Below are 20,458 nucleotides of genomic sequence, written 5' to 3' on the forward strand. Positions count from 1 at the left end.
TTTTTAAGCAAGGGGATTTTTTTATACATTTAAAAAAAGGACCCTCTCATTTGGAGGAGGCGACGAGAGGCTTATGACGAACAAAGAAATACGGATAGCGTTTGAAGAATACAACCATATCGACGAATTACCGCAACCGGATAAACAGCTTTGCCTTGAGGCCGTAAAGGCGATGAGCGGCTCACACTCGCCGTATTCAGAATTCAGGGTGGGGGCCGCATTACGATTAAAAAGCGGTAAAATACTCTATGGCAGCAACCAGGAAAATGTAGCCTATCCTTCGGGCCTTTGCGCCGAGCGCGTGGCTTTGTTTAACTGGAGCGCCAACCATGCCAGCGACCCTATCGACTGCATTGCTGTAACCGCGCATACGGATAATTTCGAGTTATTAAAACCTGTAACGCCTTGCGGAGCCTGCCTGCAGGTATTTGCCGAGTGCGAGAACATACAGGGCCAGGCTATGGATGTGATATTATATTGTCAGAAAGGACAAATATGGAAAACCAGCGGCGTGCAAAGTTTTTTACCCTTCCTGTTTTTTGAAGACCGCTTAAAATAAAAAAGCGCCCGGTTACCCGCGCGCTTTTTTCACCTTAAAACTAACCTATTTTTATTTAAACACTGAATAAACGTTTGTGATTTTCCAGCCATCAGTTGTGTTGGCCAAAGTTACATAGTTGGTGCGGGTAAAACCGGCATATTTCATATCAACCTTAACTACGGTCAGGTCGCTGTTGCTTTCTCTTACCGTGGTGGTGGTGGTACAGTCCTGGTCAACATTTTCGTTTTCCTGTACCGAACCCAGGATCTCGGCTTTGGTAAAGCTTAACATTTTTTTGCCGCGCAGCATAGTGAATTTTGCGTTGGCATCGATAACTACTGCAAGGTCGTTTACCTGGCCATGTACCATGGCGTTTACATAGGTGTTAACAGCGTGGCTAACAGTTAACATTTCATTGTCGGCTTTAACAGGGTTTGCTTTTGCAGCGCCAAAGGTTACTACTAATATTAAAGCTAATGCGATTGTTTTTAGAGTTTTCATGATTTTTGAAATTTAGGATATCTATTAATTTTTGTTGTTGTTTTGATTATAAGACGTCCGGCAAAAAATAACGTTACACCAATTGCATCCGATTGAGCCGATTTAACAAACATTTAACAAATAAACTCGGTAAACCACGGATTTCCGTCGGTGAAAAGGGATTAAATTTATTTTGCGTTAACACCTGCAGCACACTATATTTATTTTATGGTTGATTTTACCGCCATCATACTCAAGTTTGGCGACCAGGGCGAGAAAACCGGCTGGCGCTATATCGATATACCTGCCGATATTGCGCAGCAACTAAAACCCAACAATAAAAAATCATTCCGCATACGCGGAATGCTCGATGCCACCCCCATCAAAGGAATGGCCCTGATGCCCATGGGCGATGGTAATTTTATTTTGGCGTTAAAAGCCGATGTGCGCAAAGCGATACATAAAGAAGAAGGCGCCATGGTGCGCCTGGTTATTGAAGAGGATACCGATTTTAAAATAGAGGTACCGGCCGATCTGCAGGAATGTTTTGACGACGACCCCGAAGCCTTTGCCTTTTTTATGAGCCTGGCCAAAAGCCACCGCGATTATTTTGTAAAATGGATTGACGGTGCCAAAACCAACCCTACGCGCGAAAAGCGCATTATCCATACCATCAACGCGATGGCCCGCCGGATGGATTACGGGCAGATGATCAGGTCGTTGAAGAGAGAGAAGATGTGAGCTTAATCAAAATTGTCATTTCGAGCGAGCACGGGCTGGCATTGTGCGCCGGGTGCGACGAGAAATCTTTACCGATAACCAGGCGAGCTATGCAGAGTACGTTATACGCATCGGAATGAGAAACTACAACTTTTACGTGTACATCCTGACCAACCTGATAAAACCACATTATATGTTGGAGTTACTAATGATTTGAATGCCCGTTTATACCAACACAAGGAAAGTGCCGGGACTAATAAATCGTTTACGGGTAAATACCATTGTTACCTATTAGTGTATTACGAGCATTTCACACATATCGATCATGCGATTGCCCGGGAGAAAGAGATAAAGAAATGGCGTCGTGAGAAGAAAGATAAACTAATAGAGTCTACCAATCCTGATCGGGTATTTCTCAATAAGGAAATAGGGAATGAGTAGCTGAAGGATGCGCTTGGTAAAGATCTCTCGTCGCGCTCACACACAGCCCGGGCATGCTCGCTCGAAATGACAGGTCTGGTTTATTTATTCACCTTTTACCCCGCAATGTGAATAAATTCCGCTGCTAAAATTTGTAGTTAAGCATTATCTTTACCCATCTGTTTTTATCGATTAAAGGTTAAGGATGAGCGAAGAACAAAGCCCAAATAACAACGAAATATTGCATAACATCACCTCGCTCGACGGGTTATACGAAAACTGGTTCCTCGATTACGCTTCGTACGTTATTCTCGATCGTGCGGTACCTCACATTTACGATGGTTTAAAGCCGGTACAGCGCCGTATACTTCACTCGCTTAAGGAGATGGACGACGGCCGTTTTAACAAAGCAGCCAACGTTATCGGCAATACTATGAAGTATCACCCGCATGGCGATGCTTCTATCGGCGATGCCATGGTGCAGATAGGTCAGAAGAACCTGATGATCGATTGCCAGGGAAACTGGGGGAACATCCTTACCGGCGACTCGGCCGCAGCTCCGCGTTATATCGAAGCGCGCCTGTCGAAGTTTGCACTTGATGTCGCTTTTAACCCCGATACTACCGACTGGCAATCGAGCTATGATGGCCGCAATCGCGAGCCGATCACCCTGCCGGTTAAGTTCCCGCTTTTGCTGGCCCAGGGCGCCGAAGGTATTGCCGTGGGCCTTGCCACCAAAATATTACCGCATAATTTTGTCGAATTGCTCGATGCTTCTATAGCGGTGCTCCGTGGCGAAAGGCCAAACCTTTTGCCCGACTTTCCGACAGCGGGCCTCGCCGATGCTTCTAATTATAACGAAGGGCAAAGGGGCGGTAAGATACGCGTACGGGCCCGTATTGTTGAGCGCGATAAAAAAACGCTGGCCATTACCGAAATACCCTTCAGCACCACTACCGGGAGCCTGATAGACAGCATCATTGCAGCCAACGATAAGGGCAAGATCAAGATCAAAAAGATCGAGGATAATACAGCAAAGGATGTAGAGATCATGATCCACCTGGCTCCAGGTATCTCGCCCGATGTAACTATCGACGCACTGTATGCCTTTACCGATTGTGAAGTTTCTATCTCGCCGAATACCTGCGTTATCCACGATGATAAGCCGCGTTTTATGAGTGTGAACGATATGCTTACCGAAAGCACGCATCACACCAAAGAACTGCTGAAACTGGAGCTGCAGATCAGGCTGAATGACTTGAAGGAAAAGATATTCTTCAGCTCATTATTGAAGATCTTCATCCAGGAAGGGATGTATAAAAACCCGGCTTACGAAACTTCGGTAAACTTTGAGAACGTAGTTGAAGTATTGAATACTTTGTTCGAACCTTTCTTCTCACAATTCTACCGTGTTATTACTCCGGAGGATTATAAAAAGCTGATCGATAAACCGATGAGCAGCATTACCCGTTTTGATGTGAAGAAGGCCGACGAGCAGATGAAAGCGCTTGAGGCCGAGATCAAAGAGGTGAACCATCACCTGAAACACCTGACGGATTATGCTATTGCCTGGTTCCAGAAACTGAAGGATAAATATGGTAAAGATCGCGGCCGCAAAACCGAACTGCGTACCTTTGATAAGGTAGAAGCATCGCAGGTAGCACTGGCTAACGTGAAGCTGTATGTAAACCGTGAAGATGGCTTCATCGGTACGGGTTTAAAGAAAGATGAGTTTGTTTGCGATTGCTCCGATCTCGACGAGATCATTGTTTTCCGCGAAGACGGCAAGTGTCTTATCACCAAGGTGCAGGATAAGGTGTTTGTGGGTAAGGATATTTGCCATGTTGGCATATTTAAGAAGAATGATGAACGTACCGTGTATAACATGATTTACAGGGACGGCGGCAACGGTACATCGTACATCAAGCGCTTCTCGGTACTGGGCGTTACCCGCGATAAGGAATACGATTTGACCAAGGGTACCAAAGGGTCTAAAATGCTATATTTCAGCGCCAACCCCAACGGTGAGGCCGAGGTGGTGAATATACAGCTTAAGCCACACAGCAAATTAAAGAAATTACAATTCGACCAGGATTTTGCCGAAATTGCTATCAAAGGCCGGGGCTCGATGGGTAACATCGTAACCAAATACCCGGTTAAAAAGATTATCCTGAAATCGAAAGGCGTATCAACGCTGGCCGGCCGTAAAATATGGTACGATGAGATACTGAAACGCCTTAATGTTGATGCGCGCGGTAAATACCTCGGCGAGTTCGACGGGGATGACAAGATATTGACGGTATTGAGCAGTGGTGTATACGAGCTCACCAGCTTCGACCTGACTAACCATTTTGATGATAAGATGGTGCTCATCCAGAAATACAAGCCCGAGCACGTTTACTCGGTGGTACATTATGATGGAAAATCGAAAAACTACTTTGTAAAACGTTTTGTGTTTGAGCAGCAGGTAACCGGTAAACAGGTAAGCTTTATCAGCGATGAAAGCGGCTCAAAAATGATCCTGATATCGGGTGCAGCACAGCCGGTTGTAAAAGTAGATCAGCTGAAAGGCAAATCGCTCACACCCGAAACTATCGAAATCAACTTATCCGAAGTGATTGATGTAAAAGGCTTCAAGGCACAAGGCAACCGCCTGTCGCAGCACGAGATAAAAAGTGTAGAGCTGATACCGGCAGAAGAGGATGAAGCAGCAGAGACGGTACCGGTAAACGGTGAAGAAGAAGAGGTTGACGGTATTGACGTAAACGAGGTCGATCAGTCGATAACTTCAGCACCTGTAGATACCGTTGCTAATGACACCGGCGAAGATGACACAGCAGCGGCTGAAAATAATGCAGAAGCAGCGGCAAAACCTGTTGCCGGCAATAAACCGGTACAGACAAACGAAGAAAAAACACCGGAGACTCCGGCCGAACCTAAGCCGGTTAAGAAAATAGATTTTGAAATAACTAACCCCGACGAGCTGGATATAGATGATAAAGGGCAGCTGGGGTTGTTTTAGTATGATTTATTTAATAAAACGCTGACGTTTTTGTAATTGTTGCGATGATTAGACATTGCCATTACAATTCGCGCGGCTATTATGGGTATCTTTGTGAAATTTTTATATTTTAATGAAGATATTTATTGCAGGCCTGCCTTTCCAGGTTGAAGAGGAAGAATTGACAGCTGTTTTTGAAGACTTCGGACAAGTGCGCTCATTGCGCATAGTGCGCGACAAAGAAACAGGAAAAAGCCGTGGTTTTGGCTTTGTTGAGATGGTTAACGATGATGAGGCGCGCGAAGCCATCGAGAACATGAATGGCGCCGATTATTACGGTAGGCGCATATCAGTTGCCGAAGCCGACGACAAACCAAAGATGTCGGGTAGCTCCAAAAGCAAACAGCCACAGAGTTTTTAAATAAAAGGTCCTCCGGAAAACCCGGGGGATTTTTTTTTGAGGGATTTCGAATTTATTTTATAGAACCCGGCTAAACAAAAAAGGCATCCGGTTTTTACACCAAATGCCTTATATGCTTTCCTTGTTCCCCCTTTAGGGGGCTAAGGGCTTACTCTGCTACTACAGTAAACGGAACCTTAACTTTAACTTCTTTATGTAAGTTTAAATTGGCAACATAATCGCCAACAAATTTTGGTTCGGTTTCGAAAGTAATGCGACGGCGGTCAACATCAAACCCTTCTTTTTTCAGGGCATCGGCAACCTGAATGGTATTGATAGCACCGAAGATTTTTCCGGTTTCGCCGGCTTTAGCACCGATAGTTAAGGTAACACCTTCTAAACGCGCTGCGATATCATCGGCATCTTTGCGTATTTTTTCTTGCTTAAACTGAGCTTGTTTTAAGTTCTCAGCCAATACTTTGCGGGCGCTTTCGGTAGCCAGTATAGCATAACCTTTCGGGATCAAAAAGTTACGGCCATAGCCTGGTTTTACATTTACTACGTCGTCTTTTTCGCCGAGGTTTTTAACGTCTTGTTTTAAAATAACTTCCATTGCTTATTTCCTCCTGCTTATTTTAACGAATCTGTAACGTAAGGTAATAAACCGATGTGACGCGAGCGTTTAACAGCCTGGGCCACTTTACGCTGAAACTTCAACGAAGTACCGGTTAAACGGCGTGGTAACAATTTACCTTGCTCGTTAACAAATTTTAGTAAAAAGTTAGCGTCTTTGTAATCGATGTATTTGATACCGTTCTTTTTAAAACGGCAGTATTTTTTACGGTTATCCTCCACTTTGGGGGCAGTAACGTACTGGATCTGATCGTTTGCCATTATTTAGCTACCTCCTCAGTTTTAGTTTTTTTCTGGTTGAACGCACCGCTGCGTTTTTTCTCGTTGTAGGCAACTGCGTGTTTATCCAACGCGATGGTCAGAAAACGTAAAACGCGCTCGTCACGACGATATTCAACCTCCAGTTTATTGATTAATTCACCCGGAGCTTTAAATTCGGTTAGGTGATAGTACCCTGTGTTTTTCTTTTGGATAGGGTACGCTAATTTTCTCAGACCCCAATTATCCTCCTGGATAATTTCGGCTCCGCCGTCGGTTAACAACTTGGTGTATTTAGCTACAACCTCTTTAGCTGTTTCAACCGATAGCAACGGGGTCAGAATGATCACTGTTTCGTACTGTTGCATTTAAACTTTGATTTTTAACGTTTTATCCGCTTTAAAAGCGGGATGCAAATGTAGGTATATTTTAATTAAATGCAAAGCTTTTATTTAAATGAACTACAGCGCTTTACAGGCCCCGCATACCCTGTAAACAAAAAAGCGGTGAAGCTGAGCACTTCACCGCTTAAACACACCGAGTAACAAAGAAAAAATGATTAATTGATTTTCCCCTTAATTAATTGAACTGATCTCTTTGTCGATATCAAATATAGAAGAGGGCAGCAAAAAAACATATCCGTGGAAACCCGTAATTTTAATGTTTGTGAATTCAGGAATTTTAATGCCTGTGTTTGTATTAAATATTTAATAATCAATATGTTGTGATGTAACTATCTTTTCAAATAAAAACATCGATATTTTTCGATATAAAAAATTGGCGGCGTAAAAGCAACTATAAAAGAGAGTATGGCTTTTACTTCTAAATATCTTTCAAACTGTGTTTTAAGAAGTAAAACAAAAGCCAACGACAATGTCGTTGGCTTTTGAAAGATAATTTATGGACAGTATAAACTAATCCACACCTTTTATTTGGAAAGGATGGGTTTTCTTATATAACTTGCTATAATCTTTAAAGGAAACGCCGTTAATAGTTAAGGGAGCAAATTGCATTTTTCCAAGCTCAAGTATATCAATATCGTGGTGCATTTTTAATTCTGCATTTAAAAAAATGTCGTAAGATCCATTAATTATCCCGACCCCAGTTAAAAAGTAGAATGAGCCAATTCCTTTTGATGGATAAGTATTGTATTCAATTACGGGATAAATGGCAGCTATTGAATCAATTTGCATTGGTAGAATCTTATTGGATAGTAACTTGCTGTCTTTATCTATAAGTCCGTACTTTAATCTGAAATTAACAATGTCCTTCAAAGTAAAATACTGAGAGTATAAATTTGACGCGGTGTTAATTTCACCATAATGATACTGTGTTGGAAAAGCATAACTACATTCATCAACCAAGTAATATTCTGTTAGTACCGGAGAATTTACTAAAAAATATTCATTGCTTTTTTTAATTATTAACTTAATTTTTTCTGTCTTGATATCACCCGTGGCATTATTGGGTCTCGAAATCTCACCTTCTGTAAAACACTGATATAAGTTAATAATAGCAGTCTGTAACAGCTGTTCAGGAGTCATTACGTCCAGATGCCTTACCTCTTCGGAACTAAGTTTTGAGATATTACTTTTTGCGGAAAAATTTAAAGGCGTCATGGTTACTACGATATCATTATTAATTTTTTTGTAGTCATTATAACTTTCCCTGAAAGCTTCTTTATCAAGGCCTGCTGGTATAAACCTGTTTTTGCTGAAATAGAAATTATATATACTCATTCTTTGGGAGCTATTCTCAATCGACGACAGTTCAATATTTGTAGTCTTTATTTTAAAAGGTTTTGTCACCATTTCTCCACCCCCTGGTTTTTCCTCAAAAACAATGTACTTAGCCTCTTGAGCAATGGCAGTATGTGTTAAAAAAAATAATAATAGCAGGAAAAAAACTTTCCTATTGGTGAGTACATCCAAGTTTATCATTTGTTGATGCATTTAATTGTGCTATATAGAAATTATTTTGATCTGTCGGAGAAATTCCAAACTTTAATTTAATTAAATTATACTCATTTGTCAATTCAAGTTGTTCATCTGGGGTGGCGTCTGTCCCGCTTTGGTCCAATCCATAAAGCATGGCCATTGCATATTCCTTTTGTGTATGGTTTTGATTGTCAAACAAAGCTAAAATGCTTATGGCCCGATTAAAATAATCCGTTAACATTTCGTAATGGTCTCTATAATTAGATGGCAAGCCTTGAACATTCATAAAAACTTCTAAGCTTTCGAACCAATTACCATTCCATTGAAAATATGGATTATTATAATTAAGATCAAATCGGATATATGCATGTATCGTCTCGTGGATAGCCACCGCTGCAATCATTAGCCGCGAACTGTTATTTAGCATGTTGTCATTCATCGTAATTAATGAACTTAGACCTGCATAGGAGTTCGGATCTCTCTGTGCATTACCCAACATGGTTTGCCCGCCACCATTTGGATGCCAGTCTAATGGATGATCGCTCCAAATCACATCAGGCTTCGCATTAGTCTCGAATGGTGTTATTAAGTCATTATATCCTCTAATACTCTCGAGTACATTAAGTATCTTGGTTGTAAAGCATGGATAATTCCTGTTTATAGTGTCAGTTTTAATTGCAAGAGGGGGGGCTTTCGGCGGACAAGGCGAAGTAATATCAAGCACAACTGGGTTACCTCCATTTATTTTAATTAATGAATTTGAACTATTTATATCACCTATCGGTCCTGATGGATTTGAAGGATCTGACGGAGGGGGTGTGGATGTTGTGTCGACAGGACAATTTTGATCCGAGCTACCTCCACCACCTCCGCCACCGCCATCGGTGTCGCCATCAATGGTGTCCTGTGTTGTTCCATAATCTATATACATAGCGTAACATGTTTGCGTTTGATTATCTTCCCAGGCACAATCGTGCAACACACCGTCTGTGCGCAAGCAGACCTGGATATAATCTTCATAACAAAAATCTGCCCAGTAACCGGACATTATACTGTTTTTTTGAGATGTTAAAACCTCGTTAGTGTGTCCGGCAGTTCGAACAGTGTTTTTGATACGGGCAATAATGCGGCCTTTAACATACTTATAGCCATTAACAAATTGCCTGTTGCTATTATAATACATTACTTGTCCGTTAAATGTCGATGGAACACTATTGTAATGTACGCTTTTTATCATCGAAATATTATCAGCGGTCAAATCCTCAAAAACTTTCATGTAGAAATGCATACGCTTACCATTGGCAAACTCCAAGAATATTAAGCTGTTTTTATTGAGGCATTTCTCAGGTGAAATACCTGGGGTCCATAAATGATTGTCAGCTTGCATGTTAAACTCGATCACCCTGCTGCTATCTCGCTTGTGATAATAAAGCCTGTCCCAATTTACATTTCGGTTTGTAATCATAGTCGTACCGGCATTAAGCCGATTACCAGAGGTATCGCTACTATAAATAGATTTTAAAGACATTAAATCAATTTCATTTTTCAATAAACCTGGCGCAGTAACATCTTGTCTGAAAGTTTCTTTTCGACAACTTCCGATAGCAAAAAATAAGATCACGATGCTAAGTGCGATACTTAATCTAAAAGGTTTTTTAAAACTATGTTTTTCCATTTTTTGTGAGAGTTTAGTATCGCAATATACTAAGAATGGTATTGAATATTAGTATATAATATATAAATATTGAAACATATGGTCGCTGTCAATAAATTCAAAGCGTTGGTTTATGAATGTATGGTTTCTTTTTTATGTATTTCTTTGATATTGTCTTTTAGTTTTTGATATTAGCCGATATGAACTGCATTAAATACCTGCTTGTCACCTCATTGTTTCTTTTATCCATTGCTGTAACACGGGCGCAAGATGTTCCTGTAACTCAAGAAGAGACAATAACCCGTACCAGCCACGACCGGGTAAACCTAACCGAAAAATATAGCGTACTTAAAAGCGATAAAAAAACAAAGCAGGGTGTATATCAGGCTTATGATGACGGGCCTTTTGCCAAAACAGTTTTAATAGCCATGGGTAAGTACGACCATGGAAAGAAAGTAGGCGTATGGCATTATTTTGGAAAGGATGGAAGTGTACAGCAGCACTATGATTTCACGCACGATAAGTTACTTTATACCTTGCCGGATAGTACAACTAAATGTACTTACGATATCAAACCGTTAGCAACCGATACATTAACCTGCCCTATAAAAATTGGTGGCACTAACTATGGTTATCACGATTTCATCATAGCCAACTACGATGCTGCAAAGAACGATATGCGCGAAAATGGTCATGGGCAATATTTACTTAGTCATATATTGGATATCGGAGCTGATGGAAAATTAGCTTCATACCAGTTGGCAATAACTGCCGACGGTTTCAAAAAAGTATATAATATTAAATTGGAAAGTTTATCCGAAGATGACCTGTTATTTGTACCAGCAACTTTAAATCGTAAACCGGTTGCTTCAATCATAACTCTCGAAACAGTGGAGCAGCGATAGCTCCGTTTTAAACACCGCTTGCACATCCCCCGCAATATTTATACTTTAGTTGCGATGGATAATTTTATTGTTTCGGCCCGTAAATACCGCCCGGCTACTTTTGATACCGTTGTGGGCCAGCAACATATCACCAATACGTTAAAAAATGCTATCCGCAATAATCAGCTGGCACAGGCTTTTTTATTCTGCGGGCCGCGTGGCGTAGGTAAAACTACCTGTGCGCGTATCCTGGCAAAAACCATCAACTGCTCCAACTTACAGCCTAACGGCGAGGCCTGCGGCGAGTGCGAGGCCTGCCAGTCGTTTGCCAGGGGCAACTCGTTTACGGTACATGAGCTCGATGCTGCATCAAATAATTCGGTCGAGGATATCCGCAGCCTGATCGAACAGGTACGCATACCGCCGCAAACGGGCCGGTATAAAATATACATCATCGATGAGGTGCACATGCTGTCGCAGGCGGCGTTCAACGCATTCCTCAAAACGCTGGAAGAACCGCCATCGTATGCCATATTCATCTTAGCTACTACCGAGAAGCATAAAATACTGCCAACTATCCTATCACGTTGCCAGATATTCGATTTTAACCGTATCCGTGTTGAGGATATGGCTGCGCACCTGGCATCCATCGCCGTAAGGGAAAACATTAAATACGAGGACGACGGTTTGCACATCATTGCCCAAAAGGCAGATGGCGGTTTACGCGATGCTCTGAGTATGTTCGACCAGATCGTCAACTTTTCGGGCGGGAACGTAACGTACCGCTCGGTTATCGATAACCTCAACATTCTCGATTATGATTATTATTTTAACGTAACCAATAACCTGCTGGCCGAAGATACAGCCAAGGTGTTGTTACTGTTTGATGAGATATTATCCAAAGGGTTTGACGGCAGCCATTTTATCAGCGGACTGACCGAACACCTGCGTAACCTGCTGGTAGGTAAGGATGCAGAAACACTGAAATTGCTGGAAGTGAGCGAGGGCATCCGCAAAAAATACCTGGAGCAGGCCCAAGCCTCGTCGGTATCGTTCCTGCTATCGGCCATGAATATCGCCAACCAGTGCGACCTTAATTATAAGCTCAGTAAAAACCAGCGATTGCAGGTGGAGCTAGCCCTGCTCAAGATATGCCATATCAAAGCGGCGCTTAACTTAGCAAGCCTGAACTACCAGCCCGACGACGGGCAGGTAAAAAAAAAACCTGAGTCGGCAGGTATAACTCAACCCGCGCCGGATACCGGAGAGCCCATAGAAACGCCTGTACGGCCCCCTGTAATTAACACGGCTGCGCAGGCCGCCATTCCGCCACAAAAAGGCGCCGAACCTGCAGCCATACCCGAAAAAGAGCAACCGGCTGCCGACAAGCCCATAGTTGCTATTCCCAAGTTGAACACGATGGGGATGCTAACCATACCTTCATTAAAAGATATGGGTAAAATAACCGAGCAGGCCGAAGATGAGGACGACCCTTATGAAAAAGGCACCGACAAAGAACATTTTACTTACGACGACTTTTTAAAATACTGGCATCAATATGCAGATAAGGTTAAAGCCGAAGGAAAGCTTAACCTGCTGAGCATATTTACCGCTGCTGCACCGGTTATGATCAAACCTTATGTATTTGAGGTGATAGCCAGCACCAAAGTACTCGAAAATCTGTTTAAAGAAGACAAACCCTATATCCTTAACTTTTTGCGCACTTCGCTTAAAAACTTCGATATCGAAATCAATACCAGGATCGAAGAAGTGGTAATGACGAAAAAGCTGTACTCATCAACAGATAAATACCAGCACATGGCTGCTAAAAACCCGCAGTTGGCCGAATTACGTAAACGGTTTAATTTGGATGTGGAGTAAAGCCTTCTCTAATTAATCCACGTCATTTCGAACAAGGTACGAGAGAGAAATCCTCTGCTTCATACATTTCCGCTCGAAGGTACTATAGCTCCCGTAGAAGATTTCTCACTATTGTTCGATGACAGTTTTTTTACTTCATCGGCCGGTCATTCTTCGGGTAGCCTTCTTCATCCAGGTCGTCGCGGTCGTCTTCGGGCGTGCGCGACAGGATATCATCTATAGGGTCCATCTCCAAATCCTCGCCATTGCTGATGTGCATACCTAAATGATCCACATCGGTTTCGAGCGATTCATCCTTGATATATTCATCCGTAGCCAACGGGTTCGATTCATCGTAGGTTGAAATGCTGTCGCCGCCATCTTTTACAGCCGTGTTGTACGGGTCAGGATGGTCGTAATCCGGGTCGTCGCTCTTTACGTCGATCTCGAAGCTGTCCTCGTCGGCGTTGTAGTTCAGGTTTTCGGGTTCGTCGGCACTGCCGGTATCATCGGTAATATTTTCTTCATCGTCCAGGTTTTCATCATCAAAACCTGGTGTTGGTTTAATGTTGCTCATAACTTTTAGTATTTATATTAAAGTTACCGTAAAAATCCTGCCAAAAACATGATGATCATCAAAAAAATGAGTGATTAATTAAAAAGCACTAATACCAAAATTTATATATTTGGCCTTTTAAAAATTGAAATAAAAACAAGCCTGTATATGTCAAAAATTAAAGTAGCTAACCCGGTAGTGGAGCTCGATGGCGACGAAATGACGCGCATCATCTGGAAGTTTATTAAAGACAAACTGATCATCCCGTATCTGGACCTCGACATTAAATACTATGACCTGGGTATCGAATATCGCGATGAGACCAACGACCAGGTTACTATTGATGCCGCTAACGCCATTAAACAATACGGCGTAGGTATCAAATGTGCAACCATTACACCCGATGAACAACGCGTTGAAGAGTTTGGGTTAAAACAAATGTGGAAATCGCCAAACGGAACCATCCGTAATATTTTAGACGGTACCGTGTTCCGCGAGCCAATTGTAATGAGCAATGTACCCCGTTTGGTACCAAACTGGACAGCGCCTATCTGCATCGGCCGTCATGCTTTTGGCGACCAGTACCGTGCTACCGATTTCGTAACTAAAGGTAAAGGCAAATTAACTATTACCTTTACCCCGGAGGATGGCAGTGCAGGGCAATCGTTCGAGGTGTTTAATTTTAAGGGCGATGGTGTAGCTTTAGCGATGTACAATACCGACGAATCTATCCGCGGTTTTGCGCACGCCTGCTTTAACCAGGCTTTAATGAAAGGCTGGCCTTTGTACCTGTCGACCAAAAACACCATCCTGAAAAAATACGACGGCCGTTTTAAAGATATCTTTGAAGAGATCTACCAAAACGATTATAAAGCTAAGTTTAAAGAAGCCGGAATTATTTACGAGCACCGCCTGATTGACGACATGGTTGCGTCGGCCCTGAAATGGAACGGTAACTTTGTATGGGCCTGTAAAAACTACGACGGCGATGTACAGAGCGATACCGTAGCACAAGGCTTTGGTTCGTTAGGTTTAATGACCTCGACCCTGGTTACGCCCGACGGCACAGTTATGGAGGCCGAAGCTGCACACGGTACCGTAACCCGTCACTACCGCGAGCACCAGGCCGGCCGCCCTACTTCGACCAACCCGATCGCATCGATCTTTGCATGGACACGTGGTTTGGAGTTCCGCGGTAAATTGGATGGCAACCAGGAACTGATCGATTTTTGCCATGCTTTGGAGGCCGTTTGTATCGAAACCGTTGAAAGCGGCAAAATGACTAAGGATCTGGCCATCACCATCAAGCCAAAGGTTGAGCACGGTACCGATTATTTATATACCGAAGAATTTTTGGAAGCCATCGACGAAAACCTGAAAAAGAAATTAGGTAAGTAATTGTTGTTGACAACGCCAGCAATGAGTGGAAATATATTGAAGCCCTGTCCGGAAACGGATGGGGCTTTTTTGTGGAACTACCCTATTGTATGGCAAGGTTTCCCACTGTTATTGGTATTGTCACCAACAACTTCTGATCCCTATGTTTATTTTGATTAACGATAATTTAGTACCTTGGTAATATAAACCTTATACGCTATGGGATTCTGGCCATTCAGCAAATCAAAGAAAACGACAGAAAAGAAGTTTAAAGAACCGTTAAGCACATCAGTACTAACCACCAAATTTGTAACAGACGATAACAAGGATATCACTTACGTTACCCATAACGAGGATGACGGCAGCTGGGAATTTTTAAGCGATGATGTTTTTGATGATCAGAAAGTGATAGTCAGAGTTATCGACCTGGGTCAGATGCTTGAGCGCGACGCTACCTTGCTCGACCTGGCAGACATGCCCGTTGGGCACTATGCCGTTCGGGATAGTAGGGACGATGCCTGGGTGATCAGCAAAAATGAAGAGATGTAACTATTTAAAGAAATATTGGATAGTTAATCCTCATTGATAGTAACACTTATTTATCTTCTTTACACATTCAAGATTTTCGCCTGATTTTATTTGATGGATGCGACCAGTTCAGTAAGGGCTTTTTTAACTGTAGGGAACTGAGTGCAAACCCGCGGATCCATAATATTTCCGCCAAAACCATTTTCTTTGCTTGATGCCGTAAGTTCTGCATTGATCAGTTGTTGTTTAAGTTCGGTCGGGTGATAGGTTTTAAGCGTCCAGATGCATATAACTTTTACAAAATTACCGGTGCTGCTCTTGGTGATCTTACTCAAAAGTACTTTCTTGCTTTCGGCAGTATTATAAGCTGTTAGCGCCCTTGCAGCAGATACCTGGCTGTGAAAGTTTTTCTCGTCATCCAAAAAGGGTAGTATCTTACCGTAATAACCGGTTAAACCAAGGTGATAAATACTTTCAAGAGCTACGTGCTGATTAAAGAATACTGCTGTCTGCTTTTCGTCGCTATTACTATATGCTGCTGGTTTTATCGACAGGTATTTATTAATAAATGTGTTAAGATAAGTTTTGTCATAAGGAAGGCCGTGGTAATTGTTAAAAATGGCAGTCATTGTTTTTTCATAGATGTCCGGTTCGATGAGAGCCTGATGATAACTGTGGCGGTAGGTAGCATACACCTGGCCGTCGATTTTTGCAGCAAAGCCGGTAGTTGGCGTAGCAATACAATATTCGTTTTTACTGTTCTTTTTAATGAAAAAATAGCAGCTGTCTATCCCTTTGAAATGAAATTCAGGTCCTTCGCCGGCCGACTCGCTGCAAAGCGACAGCAGGTAAAAGTTTGTAATACTGATCTTTCCGGAAAGCGGCTGGCCACCGAATTGCTTCAGGATATTTATGGTTACATTTTTGTTGGCATCGAAACCAAGTACTTTTGCCAAAACAAAATATTCGGACTTTTTAACGACCTGATCCTGCCATGGCTCATCCCATGTAGTGGCTTTAACACATACACTCAAAAAAATGAGCAGAGTTAATAATGCAAGTTTTAATTTTAGCATAACATTGTTTGCTGGTTGTTAATCAAAGATGCATTAAAACAGAATATTCCATAACTAAACCATTACGGTTTTTCGTAAAGCTCATTAAACAGCAATTTAAAAGTGCCGTGCGCCTGCCCGCGGAAGGTGATCTCGGGACCAAAAACATACAGGTTGCCTTTACCGATCGTTGCCCAAAATGCAGTTACATCGTCTTTCAGGTATTTTTGGCCAAATGCCCAGCCGCTGCGCAAAGGCTTATCGGTGCTGAACCACATTAACGGTTTGATACCTTTCAATGCGGCATCGGCATCCAGCTTAAAGGCCGGGCTGTTATCGTACAATACATCGGCCTCGGTATTCATGCCCCAGGTTGCCGACTGGGTGTTATCCACCGAAACGCGCAGCACTGCGCCGGGCACGTAAAATTTATCGCCCGAAAACGGTACCTCTTTGCCATCAACCTTATCAACCAGTGCATTGTGTACCGGTAAATTAAGCTGGTAAACCAGGTTGGCGCTGCTGCCTATGGTAATAATACTGCCACCGGCCTCTAAAAATTCTTTTAGCTTAGGAATGGTTTTATCGGCCGTGATACGGCCCGTCCAGGTACTGAACTCGGCCGGGATATCGCCCTGGCGGCCAAAGCCACCTGCGCCGCCCGCGCCACCGCCACCAAAACCACCGCCCCGCCTGCCGTTTTCAACGCCAGGGATAGCACCGCCGACAAATACGATCACATCATATTTGCTTTTCAGGTCGCCGGCATCCAGTTCCTGCGGGTAAACCAGTTTATAAGAGAAATGGTATTGCTCCATCAACCATCGTACCCAACCCGATGGCATGGAACCGCCATAGGTATCCCACAAGGCGATACGAGCCGCCGAGAGGGGCAATAAACCTGCAGGTTTCTGCGCTGCCGCGATGGCTTTTACGCCGAATGCCGCAGCGTCCTGCGCCAAAACGGCTTTTGCTTTATCCGAATACGCTACATAAAAAGTACCGGCCGGCATACCCTGATCGGCCGCTGTTAAGCGCGATATTTCGGCGCCTGCTTTGAACAGATCGTTCACAGCGATAAAAGTATTGTTGGCCTGGCCGCTGATGAGATAGCCGTTTTGCGCCATAACCGGGGCCGGTGCGGCAGGCATGGCCTGCAGTTGCCCGTAAGGGATACGTGCAAAGGGGCCGGTAAAATCGTCGAGTATGCGCTCAAATTTAACACCCATCTGGTAAGCCAGTGTCCAGCCGGTCATGTCGTACGGGCGTATCGGCGGGCCGCCGGGATATAGAAAATCGTTGGGATGGTCCTGTGGTTCGAACCTGTCGAGCACTTCGGGGCGGAACGCCTGGTTGGTTTTGATGATATACGAACCTGCGGGGTACGCTATCCCGGCAACGGTAAACGCCGACGTTGCTTTTTGAACAATCAGACCCGAACGGATGCAGGTATTGATAAACCTGACCGCCGTAGCAAAATCGGGTTGATCGGCCGTGATGATGTAACCGCGCGGGTCGCGCAGGTCGGGGTTTTTCAAAACGGCATCATAAAACTTGAGCGGAACACCGCCGAAGCCACGGCCCGCACCTCCGCCGATAGTAACTGCCCCGCCCCGGTTGGCGCGGCGGTTGGCGGTATCGGCAGCGCCCAGCGATTCTTTATAGGCAGCATTGATCTGGTCGACGCGTTTCGGCGACAGTGTCCAGTAATCCATGCTGCCGCGTTGGATGGAATTTTTACCCATCTGGTAGGCATTGTACAGCAACTCGTCGCCATAGCGCGCGGCATAGTTGAGCACGGCGTAGTTGAGTGATACCGAGTAATCGATAGATTGTTTAAAATGCCATTTTTGCGGCGTAACCGGGAAGGGCGTAGCGCTGTTCGGTATCAAACGCTCGGGTACCAGCGGGATATTCATCGGCGTAGGGTTGCCGATGATCTCTGTCAGCAAGCCTACCATGTTGTGAAAATAAGTGGCCGTACGCAAGCCGCCGTTCCACCAGGTCGAAAACTCGGTGCCCGAGCGCTGGGTATAGCCGGGCTTGCCTTCCTTATTGAGGCGGCTGTTCATGGCCGAGCCTACAGCATCGAGGCTGGTAACCAGCAAGGGGTCGAACACGTAGTTAAAAGGATCGCGGAACGGAGGGCCGGCCACTACCGAGCCTGCCGGGCCCGCCTGGTGATGGTTATAAACGATCTGAGGCAGCCAGTCGAGATACTGTTCGCGGGTAATGTTCTGGCTCTCTTTCATATTCATCATATAAAAATCGCGGTTGTTATCGTGACCGATGTATTTTGCCCATAAACGCGGGGTGTTCATGTTGCGTTTTGCGGTATCTTTTTCGTGCATGTACCAGTTGGATACCAGCTCCTGCCCGTCGGGGTTGGCATGTACAAACAGGATGATATCGTGGTTGAGGATATTCATGGTTTCGGCATCGGTACGGGTCACAAAATCGTAAGCGGTTTGTATCAGTTGGTGGGCGCCCACGGTTTCGCTGGCGTGCAGGCCGCCGTCTATCCAAACCACGGCTTTGCCCATGCCGGCCAGCTTGTGCGCTTCGGCGTCGGTAAGGTTTTCGGCACGCGTCAGTTTTTGCGATATATCTTTATAAAAAGCCAGTTTTTTGATGTTTTCGGGCGAGGAAACGATCAGCATAAACTGGTGGCGGCCCTCTTCGGTGAGGCCGATATCAACATATTTTGTCCGTGGCGACGCGGCGAGCTTTTTAAAGTAAGCTTCGGTTTGGGTATAGTTGGCCAGATGATAATCATCGCCAATATTAAAGCCGAAATGCTGCTTGGGCGAAGGGATGGTTTGCGCAATAGATGCAATGCTGCAAAAGAAGAATACCAGTGCAAGGTAAAGGTTCCGTTTCATGAAGGTCAGTTTAATGTTGAGCAAATTACAACAGACGGTAAGGTACAAAAAATACCCTTGATGGCTGTGAATGTAAAGGAAATGTTATAGATGGCCAGGATTGTTGGTGACAACACCAACAATGGCAAGTGAGTAGTGAGATGTGAATCGTGAGCAGTTGTATAAATTGGGCGTTGCCTGCGGCGCGGGCTGTACGCTCATACGCCTCAGGCATTAGCCACTGCCAGCCCCCGTATCCATCGCACGACCGGTATCCCTGTCTGCCGACAGGCAGGCGCTGCCATCCCTAACGCGGGTTGCGGTATAGGCAATCATCAGTGTAATCATCCAGCAATCGGTGTAATCCCGCGATAAATTTTTACCGACCATTTTACCTTACTCACCGAGTATTGGCCTGCCTTTGCCAGTTTGCTATCGACGGGCGTGATACAGCGCTGTACATTTGGTCAACAATTAAAATAAAACAATGGATAACAATATAGAACGCCGCGAAAGGCACCGCAAAAACAGGCTGATTGCCGGTATTATATTATTAGTGGCAGGCAGCGCTTACCTGTTAGATCAGTTTAACATTTTCCTGGTACCTGCCTGGTTGTTCAGCTGGCCGATGCTGCTGATCTTCATCGGTGTGATGACAGGCGTAAGGCATAACTTCCGCAACCCGGGCTGGTTTTACATGGTGCTGGTTGGCAGTGTGTTTTTAACTAACATGATCGTGCCGGCCATACAGGTTGCCGTGCTGTGGCCGCTGATCCTGATCGCGATTGGCGTGCGGATGATCTTCTTTAAAGAAAGCCGCTGGTGCCGCGAGCGCTGGGAGCAAAGGATGGCCTGGAAACGCGAGCGCTGGGAACGTCGCAACGCATGGACCCAGGAGAGCAATTACAAAGCCGACCCTGGTACCTTATAACAATAACCACCTCAACATATATGTAGGCCCGCCCTGTTTTTTAACCGGGGCGGGCTTTTTTGTTGGTTCATTGGTTCATAGTCATTAGTTCATTGGTAAATAGTTGATTTGGTTGATTTTGGATACTTTTAATATGCTCTGACTACTGATTATGTGGCGGATTTTGCTTATATTTATAGATGATCAGAGCACTAATTATTGCAAAAAAGAGGGAAGCTAAAAGCATAAAGCCAAAAGGCAAAATGCTTGGAAAATTTCTCCTGCCAGCCGGCAGGCTGGTACAATATCCCCCCTATTTGGTTCATTGGTTAATCAGTTCATTGGTTTATTGGTATTGATAGCGGAGATTTTGTTTGAAATAC

Annotated in this window: 19 protein-coding genes; 10 read left to right on the top strand and 9 right to left on the bottom strand. The window is 44.1% G+C overall.

What is annotated here, in order from left to right:
* Positions 1 to 73: 73 nt before the first annotated feature.
* Complete coding sequence (locus BEL04_RS17625) at positions 74 to 559, top strand: cytidine deaminase (RefSeq protein WP_066006095.1); 486 nt, start codon at positions 74 to 76, stop codon at positions 557 to 559.
* A gap of 51 nt (positions 560 to 610) precedes the next feature.
* On the opposite strand, the gene BEL04_RS17630 is transcribed toward BEL04_RS17625, so the two are convergent.
* Positions 611 to 1,042 (bottom strand): nuclear transport factor 2 family protein, encoded by a 432-nt coding sequence (locus BEL04_RS17630; RefSeq protein WP_066006096.1) that lies wholly within the window; start codon positions 1,040 to 1,042, stop codon positions 611 to 613.
* Positions 1,043 to 1,249: 207 nt separating this feature from the next.
* Between BEL04_RS17630 and BEL04_RS17635 the strand changes: the two genes are divergently transcribed.
* The 4 genes from BEL04_RS17635 (at position 1,250) to BEL04_RS17650 (ending at position 5,583) form a co-directional block, all read left to right on the top strand.
* Entirely contained in the window at positions 1,250 to 1,762 is a 513-nt protein-coding gene (locus tag BEL04_RS17635) for a YdeI/OmpD-associated family protein (protein ID WP_066006097.1), read from the top strand.
* A 192-nt stretch (positions 1,763 to 1,954) separates the two neighbouring features.
* Entirely contained in the window at positions 1,955 to 2,182 is a 228-nt protein-coding gene (locus BEL04_RS17640) for a GIY-YIG nuclease family protein (RefSeq protein ID WP_254659592.1), read from the top strand.
* 184 nt (positions 2,183 to 2,366) lie between these two features.
* Complete coding sequence (locus tag BEL04_RS17645) at positions 2,367 to 5,183, top strand: DNA gyrase/topoisomerase IV subunit A (protein ID WP_066006098.1); 2,817 nt, start codon at positions 2,367 to 2,369, stop codon at positions 5,181 to 5,183.
* 112 nt (positions 5,184 to 5,295) lie between these two features.
* Positions 5,296 to 5,583, top strand: a complete 288-nt coding sequence (locus BEL04_RS17650) for an RNA-binding protein (RefSeq protein ID WP_066006099.1) — start codon at positions 5,296 to 5,298, stop codon at positions 5,581 to 5,583.
* A 148-nt stretch (positions 5,584 to 5,731) separates the two neighbouring features.
* Here BEL04_RS17650 and rplI read toward each other — a convergent pair whose 3' ends face one another.
* The 5 genes from rplI to BEL04_RS17675 all read right to left on the bottom strand — a co-directional run bounded on the left by rplI (position 5,732) and on the right by BEL04_RS17675 (position 10,065).
* The gene (rplI, locus tag BEL04_RS17655; protein ID WP_066006100.1) at positions 5,732 to 6,175 is read right to left on the bottom strand and encodes a 50S ribosomal protein L9; all 444 of its coding nucleotides are present in this window, start codon (positions 6,173 to 6,175) and stop codon (positions 5,732 to 5,734) included.
* Positions 6,176 to 6,192: 17 nt separating this feature from the next.
* The gene (gene rpsR / locus BEL04_RS17660) at positions 6,193 to 6,456 is read right to left on the bottom strand and encodes a 30S ribosomal protein S18 (protein WP_066006101.1); all 264 of its coding nucleotides are present in this window, start codon (positions 6,454 to 6,456) and stop codon (positions 6,193 to 6,195) included.
* Positions 6,456 to 6,821: a 30S ribosomal protein S6 gene (gene rpsF, locus BEL04_RS17665; protein WP_066006102.1), complete on the bottom strand. Its 366-nt coding sequence runs from the start codon at positions 6,819 to 6,821 to the stop codon at positions 6,456 to 6,458. The genes rpsR and rpsF overlap by 1 nt, the downstream gene beginning before the upstream one ends.
* A 546-nt stretch (positions 6,822 to 7,367) precedes the next feature.
* Positions 7,368 to 8,393: a hypothetical protein gene (locus BEL04_RS17670; protein WP_066006103.1), complete on the bottom strand. Its 1,026-nt coding sequence runs from the start codon at positions 8,391 to 8,393 to the stop codon at positions 7,368 to 7,370.
* Positions 8,365 to 10,065 carry a hypothetical protein gene (locus BEL04_RS17675; protein ID WP_066006104.1) on the bottom strand — a complete coding sequence of 567 codons (1,701 nt, stop codon included), beginning with the start codon at positions 10,063 to 10,065 and terminating at the stop codon, positions 8,365 to 8,367. The genes BEL04_RS17670 and BEL04_RS17675 overlap by 29 nt, the downstream gene beginning before the upstream one ends.
* A 179-nt stretch (positions 10,066 to 10,244) precedes the next feature.
* Between BEL04_RS17675 and BEL04_RS17680 the strand changes: the two genes are divergently transcribed.
* Both BEL04_RS17680 and BEL04_RS17685 read left to right on the top strand, forming a co-directional pair.
* Positions 10,245 to 10,949: a hypothetical protein gene (locus tag BEL04_RS17680; RefSeq protein ID WP_139113090.1), complete on the top strand. Its 705-nt coding sequence runs from the start codon at positions 10,245 to 10,247 to the stop codon at positions 10,947 to 10,949.
* 54 nt (positions 10,950 to 11,003) lie between these two features.
* Positions 11,004 to 12,809 carry a DNA polymerase III subunit gamma/tau gene (locus tag BEL04_RS17685; RefSeq protein WP_066006106.1) on the top strand — a complete coding sequence of 602 codons (1,806 nt, stop codon included), beginning with the start codon at positions 11,004 to 11,006 and terminating at the stop codon, positions 12,807 to 12,809.
* Between the two features lie 130 nt (positions 12,810 to 12,939).
* Here BEL04_RS17685 and BEL04_RS17690 read toward each other — a convergent pair whose 3' ends face one another.
* Complete coding sequence (locus BEL04_RS17690) at positions 12,940 to 13,365, bottom strand: hypothetical protein (RefSeq protein ID WP_066006107.1); 426 nt, start codon at positions 13,363 to 13,365, stop codon at positions 12,940 to 12,942.
* A gap of 147 nt (positions 13,366 to 13,512) precedes the next feature.
* On the opposite strand from BEL04_RS17690, the gene BEL04_RS17695 reads away from it, so the two are divergent.
* Together BEL04_RS17695 and BEL04_RS17700 are read left to right on the top strand one after the other, a co-directional pair.
* A complete protein-coding gene (locus BEL04_RS17695) occupies positions 13,513 to 14,742 on the top strand; it encodes an NADP-dependent isocitrate dehydrogenase (RefSeq protein ID WP_066006108.1) in 1,230 nt (409 codons plus the stop codon).
* A gap of 198 nt (positions 14,743 to 14,940) precedes the next feature.
* Positions 14,941 to 15,270, top strand: coding sequence for a hypothetical protein (locus BEL04_RS17700; protein ID WP_066006109.1), 330 nt, complete (start codon positions 14,941 to 14,943; stop codon positions 15,268 to 15,270).
* A gap of 86 nt (positions 15,271 to 15,356) precedes the next feature.
* On the opposite strand, the gene BEL04_RS17705 is transcribed toward BEL04_RS17700, so the two are convergent.
* Together BEL04_RS17705 and BEL04_RS17710 are read right to left on the bottom strand one after the other, a co-directional pair.
* Entirely contained in the window at positions 15,357 to 16,325 is a 969-nt protein-coding gene (locus BEL04_RS17705; protein ID WP_066006110.1) for a hypothetical protein, read from the bottom strand.
* A gap of 62 nt (positions 16,326 to 16,387) precedes the next feature.
* Positions 16,388 to 19,186 carry a M14 metallopeptidase family protein gene (locus tag BEL04_RS17710; RefSeq protein ID WP_066006111.1) on the bottom strand — a complete coding sequence of 933 codons (2,799 nt, stop codon included), beginning with the start codon at positions 19,184 to 19,186 and terminating at the stop codon, positions 16,388 to 16,390.
* A 466-nt stretch (positions 19,187 to 19,652) separates the two neighbouring features.
* Here BEL04_RS17710 and BEL04_RS17715 point away from each other — a divergent pair, with 466 nt between their 5' ends.
* A complete protein-coding gene (locus tag BEL04_RS17715; RefSeq protein WP_066006112.1) occupies positions 19,653 to 20,096 on the top strand; it encodes a LiaI-LiaF-like domain-containing protein in 444 nt (147 codons plus the stop codon).
* Positions 20,097 to 20,458 lie beyond the last annotated feature (362 nt).

Source organism: Mucilaginibacter sp. PPCGB 2223 (assembly GCF_001705515.1).
Lineage (GTDB): Bacteria > Bacteroidota > Bacteroidia > Sphingobacteriales > Sphingobacteriaceae > Mucilaginibacter.

Coding starts and splice junctions, on each gene's coding strand:
- BEL04_RS17625 (WP_066006095.1), top strand. CDS start 74: ATGACGAACAAAGAAATACGGATAGCGTTTGAAGAATACAACCATATC.
- BEL04_RS17630 (WP_066006096.1), bottom strand. CDS start 1,042: ATGAAAACTCTAAAAACAATCGCATTAGCTTTAATATTAGTAGTAACC.
- BEL04_RS17635 (WP_066006097.1), top strand. CDS start 1,250: ATGGTTGATTTTACCGCCATCATACTCAAGTTTGGCGACCAGGGCGAG.
- BEL04_RS17645 (WP_066006098.1), top strand. CDS start 2,367: ATGAGCGAAGAACAAAGCCCAAATAACAACGAAATATTGCATAACATC.
- BEL04_RS17650 (WP_066006099.1), top strand. CDS start 5,296: ATGAAGATATTTATTGCAGGCCTGCCTTTCCAGGTTGAAGAGGAAGAA.
- rplI (WP_066006100.1), bottom strand. CDS start 6,175: ATGGAAGTTATTTTAAAACAAGACGTTAAAAACCTCGGCGAAAAAGAC.
- rpsR (WP_066006101.1), bottom strand. CDS start 6,456: ATGGCAAACGATCAGATCCAGTACGTTACTGCCCCCAAAGTGGAGGAT.
- rpsF (WP_066006102.1), bottom strand. CDS start 6,821: ATGCAACAGTACGAAACAGTGATCATTCTGACCCCGTTGCTATCGGTT.
- BEL04_RS17670 (WP_066006103.1), bottom strand. CDS start 8,393: ATGATAAACTTGGATGTACTCACCAATAGGAAAGTTTTTTTCCTGCTA.
- BEL04_RS17675 (WP_066006104.1), bottom strand. CDS start 10,065: ATGGAAAAACATAGTTTTAAAAAACCTTTTAGATTAAGTATCGCACTT.
- BEL04_RS17680 (WP_139113090.1), top strand. CDS start 10,245: ATGAACTGCATTAAATACCTGCTTGTCACCTCATTGTTTCTTTTATCC.
- BEL04_RS17685 (WP_066006106.1), top strand. CDS start 11,004: ATGGATAATTTTATTGTTTCGGCCCGTAAATACCGCCCGGCTACTTTT.
- BEL04_RS17690 (WP_066006107.1), bottom strand. CDS start 13,365: ATGAGCAACATTAAACCAACACCAGGTTTTGATGATGAAAACCTGGAC.
- BEL04_RS17695 (WP_066006108.1), top strand. CDS start 13,513: ATGTCAAAAATTAAAGTAGCTAACCCGGTAGTGGAGCTCGATGGCGAC.
- BEL04_RS17700 (WP_066006109.1), top strand. CDS start 14,941: ATGGGATTCTGGCCATTCAGCAAATCAAAGAAAACGACAGAAAAGAAG.
- BEL04_RS17705 (WP_066006110.1), bottom strand. CDS start 16,325: ATGCTAAAATTAAAACTTGCATTATTAACTCTGCTCATTTTTTTGAGT.
- BEL04_RS17710 (WP_066006111.1), bottom strand. CDS start 19,186: ATGAAACGGAACCTTTACCTTGCACTGGTATTCTTCTTTTGCAGCATT.
- BEL04_RS17715 (WP_066006112.1), top strand. CDS start 19,653: ATGGATAACAATATAGAACGCCGCGAAAGGCACCGCAAAAACAGGCTG.